We start from the raw sequence: 4,316 nt of genomic DNA, 5'->3' as shown, positions 1-4,316 counted from the left end.
GTCGCCATGGACGGCGACAAAAAGCGGTCATGGATGACCCAACGGGAAACAATCGCGTCCCTTGACATAGGATTCAAAGGCCCGGTGCTGAACAGATACCTATTTCTTCTCTGGGACTATTATCGACTGTATTGGGGTCCTTCTTTAGTTTTTTCGTAATTATTCAGCTCTATCGTTGCCGCAGGGCCGGGAGGCCTATGACAAGGAGGTCTGTCGCCATGGAGGGCGCCAGTCAAGCAGCCATAATGGTGCTACTTGCCACCACCCATGATGTTTCCCCGGGATTGAGCAGTTGCCCGACGATAGAAGGTTTCCCGGTCCCGACCAAACCCTTCAGGGTACAATCCTTCGGTCTCGCCATTAGTCAATGTCTGGGGGGAGTGGGGAGTGGGGAGTGGGGAGTGGGGAGTGGGGAGTGGGGAGTGGGGAGTGGGGAGTGGGGATCTAGGCCTGCCGCGCCTTGCGCTTACGCAGACGTTGCACCTCGTGTACACGTTTTTCCGCCAGCTTGATCTGCTGTTCCTGGCTGCCGGCTACCCCTTTGCGCGGCTGCGGTTGGTGTAACTGATAACTGCCGTCGGCCTGCATCTGCCAGCCATTGACGCGGTCATTCAGCTGCGTCTCCAGCATCTCGAGTAACTGCCGACGCAGCTCGGGAGTGCTGACCGGGATCAGGGCTTCTACCCGATATTCAAGATTGCGCTTCATCGCGTCGGCCGAGCCGAGCAGCAACTCTTCCTCACCACCGTTGTGAAAATAGTAGATGCGGGCGTGTTCGAGAAAACGTCCGACGATTGATACCACGCGGACGTTGTCCGACAGTCCGGCAAGCCCCGGCCGCAGGCGGCAGCTGTCGCGTACCAGCAGATCGACCTTGACCCCGGCGTGGGAGGCCCGATAGAGAGCCCGGACAATCTGCACGTCCTCGAGGGCATTCATCTTGAATATAATCCGCGCCGGATTGTTGCCGGCATGGCTGGCAATTTCCCGTTCAATTTTATCGAGCAGGGCTTTTTTAAGAATTTTCGGTGCCGGTAGCAGACGCGTATAGTTGCGCTTGGGGGTAAAACCGGTGGTCAGGTAATTGAACAGTTCGGTAGCATCACGCCCGACATCCTTATCATAGATCAACAGCCCCAGATCAGAATACAAACGTGCAGTGACCGGATGATAGTTGCCGGTGCCGATATGGACATAACGCCGCAATCCCTTGTAATCTTCACGCACCACCAGAATCATTTTGGCGTGGGTTTTTAAGCCGACAACCCCATAGGTCACATGAATGCCCGCCTCCTCCATGCGCGTCGCCAACTTGACATTCGCCTGCTCATCAAAGCTCGCCTTAAGTTCTACTACCACCGCCACCTGCTTGCCATTACGTGCCGCACGGATCAGATAATTGATGATACCGCTGTTGGGGTCGGTACGGTAAAGGGTCATTTTGATGCAGCGCACTTTGGGATCGCCGGCAGCCTCATGCAGGAAACGCCCGACCGATGATGAAAAAGACTCATAGGGGTGATGCAACAGAATTTCGCGGTGATCACGGATACAATGAAAGATACTGCGCTCTTTGGTCAGCAACGGATGATCGAGCGGATGATGCGGCGCATCCTTCAGGGCAGGAAATTCGAGGCGATGCAGTTCCCACAGATCGCGCAGTCCGAGCATTCCTTCGGAAACAAAAACGTCACGTTCTTCATTGAGACCCAACTCCGCCGCCAGACGTCCGCGGTTTTCGAGGGCGACATCCGGTGTCACCTGCAAGCGCACAATGGGAGCAACGCGGCGATGCTGCAGGGTGGTTTCGATCAACTCCAGCAGATCATCGGCATGCTCCTCATCCTTGCTGGTGTTGGCATTGCGCGTGACGCGAAACAGTTCACAGCCAAGGATATCCATTCCGGGAAAAAGCAGATCGAGGTTTTGCTCCATCAACTCCTCGAGCAAGACATAGCGATGTCCCTGCTGCCCAACCCGCTGAAAGCGGTTGGCCCCGGCACCCACCGGCACCTTGACCCGTGCCAGAGACACCTCTTTGTCGCCGGGATAGCGCAGCGTGACAAACAGGTTGAGCGATAAGTTGGAAATAAAAGGGAAAGGATGGGCTGGATCGACCGATTGCGGGGTAATCAGCGGAAACAGATTATCGTAAAAATAGCTGCGTAGCGCTTCCCGCTCGCTACGGGCCAGCTCACGGCAGGAAATAATCTCGATACCGGCTTTCGCCAATGCCCTGAGCAGTTCCTTTAACGTCTGCTCGCGGCGGACGCTCTGGTTGATCATCACCTGACAACAGGCCTCTATCTGTTGCCCGGGCGTGCGCCCGTCGATGGTGACATCCTGAATACCGGTGGCAACCTGCTGTTTGAGACCACCGATGCGTTTCATGAAGAACTCATCCATATTCGAGCCATAGATTGCCAGAAATTTGACCCGCTCGAGCAGAGGCAGTCGTTGATCCGCGGCCTGACTCAACACCCTGCCGTTAAACTCCATCCAGCTCAGTTCGCGGTTGAGATAGAGGGCAGGATCGTTTAAATCAAACTCTTTTTTTTCAGCTGTCACCGGCATCTTCTGCTGGGATGATGGTTTGGGAGTTAGCAATAGCGGCGCGGGTGAATGTGGCATCTGACTCTCCTGGTTGCAAGGAACAATATCACCACAAGGTAGCGTACCTGTGTAAGAATTGTGTGAGGTCGCTGCTTTTTACCCCAACGTTCTGCTCAGACCATGGCAATACACCAAGTTGATGGGTTATGATGGCCGATAGATCTCTTTTTTACATTCTAAACGATTTGCACCTTGTGCTGTGAGGAAATCGACATGACTGACAGCGACAGCACTGCACCGGCAACTACCCGCCTGGCTGCTATCGATATCGGCACCAACTCGATCCGCTGCATTGTCGTGGAAGCTGATGCCCAGGGCACCTTTCGCGTTCTTGATGATGAAAAGTCCCAGGCGCGGCTGGGGGAAGGTCTGACTGAAACCGGGATCATCTGCGCCGCTGCGATCCAGCGTGCCATCGACGCGCTGACGCGGATGAAGCGCATCTGCGCCGGGCTCGGAGCTGAAATTGCGGCCGTGGTAGCGACCAGCGCGGTACGCAAAGCCGGCAACCAATCGAGCTTTCTGGCCCGGATCAAGACCGCAACCGGTCTCTCCATCGACGTCATCAGCGGCGAACAGGAAGCCGAACTGGCAGCACTAAGTGTTCATCACAACTTTGATATGGATCAACAGCGCTTTGCCATGGCCGATATCGGTGGTGGCAGCGTAGAAATTGTCATTGCCGTGGGTGATCACACTAAAAGCATCATTTCCCTTGATCTGGGGGCGGTTTTTCTTACCGAAACCTATTTCACCACTGATCCGGTCGCCGGCGCTGAGCTGGAGAAAGTCCGTAAGATGGTGCGCAAGGAACTAAAAAATCACAGTATCGGCAAAGGATTGGCAGTTTCCTGCCTGATCGGCTCTGGCGGTACCATGACCAACATCGCCGGTATGATCATGGCGATGCGCGGTGAGCAGTATGAATCGGTGCACCGCTACGAGGTGCTCCACTCCGAAGTGGTGCACATGCTGGCGATGATCGCCCGTAAAACCCAGAAGGAGCGTCTGTTGATTCCCGGGCTCAATCCGGAACGTGCCGATATTATCCTTGCCGGCATGGTGGTGGTCGATGAACTGATGCGGCGCTTGCGGACCAACCTGCTGCGTATCAACGGCCAGGGGATTCGCGAAGGGCTCATCCTCCATAGCCTGCAACAACGGCAACTACTGCCGCTACGCGCGGCATCACGACACTGGCGTGATGCCATTCTGGATTTTGGTCGTTCCTGTCGTTTTGACGAACAGCATGCCAAACAGGTCTGTCGCCTGGCGGAAGCCATCTTTACCGCCGTTGCCCCCAGTTACGAACTGAAGGAACGCCAGCGCGACCTGCTCATCGCTGCCAGCCTGCTTCATGATATCGGCTATTTCATCAGCTACGACCGCCACCATCGTCATACCTATCACCTGATCCGCCATGCGGATCTGTTCGGCTTTACCCCGCGCGAACGTGAACTGATTGCCAACATTGCCCGCTATCACCGTAAAGCCAAGCCCAAAAACAGTCACGAAAGTTTCAGCGCCCTGGATCCGGACGATCAGCAACTGGTGCGCCGCCTCGGCGGCATCGTGCGGCTGGCCGATGGCCTTGACCGCCGGCGCAATCGTCAGGTTGAAAAAATTGAGTGCCGACTGACCGACCAAAGTTTTGAAATGTCCCTCATCAGCGCGCGCGAAATGTCGGTAGAACTCTACGGCGC

At 55.6% G+C, this 4,316-nt stretch carries 2 protein-coding genes; one reads left to right on the top strand and one right to left on the bottom strand.

Annotated features, from left to right (window positions below):
* Positions 1–444: 444 nt before the first annotated feature.
* Entirely contained in the window at positions 445–2,631 is a 2,187-nt protein-coding gene (gene ppk1, locus AC6F7T_RS06745) for a polyphosphate kinase 1 (protein ID WP_500717243.1), read from the bottom strand.
* Between the two features lie 195 nt (positions 2,632–2,826).
* Here ppk1 and AC6F7T_RS06740 point away from each other — a divergent pair.
* A partial coding sequence (locus tag AC6F7T_RS06740; RefSeq protein ID WP_500717241.1) for a Ppx/GppA phosphatase family protein occupies positions 2,827–4,316 on the top strand: 1,490 nt, incomplete at its 3' end.

The organism is Pelovirga sp. (genome assembly GCF_059864205.1).
The sequence above is the reverse complement of the archived record's forward strand: the minus strand, read 5'-3'. Positions and strand labels throughout refer to the sequence as shown.

What these genes read in the sequence shown, in the direction of transcription:
- ppk1 (WP_500717243.1), bottom strand. Translation starts at nt 2,631, where the DNA reads ATGCCACATTCACCCGCGCCGCTATTGCTAACTCCCAAACCATCATCC.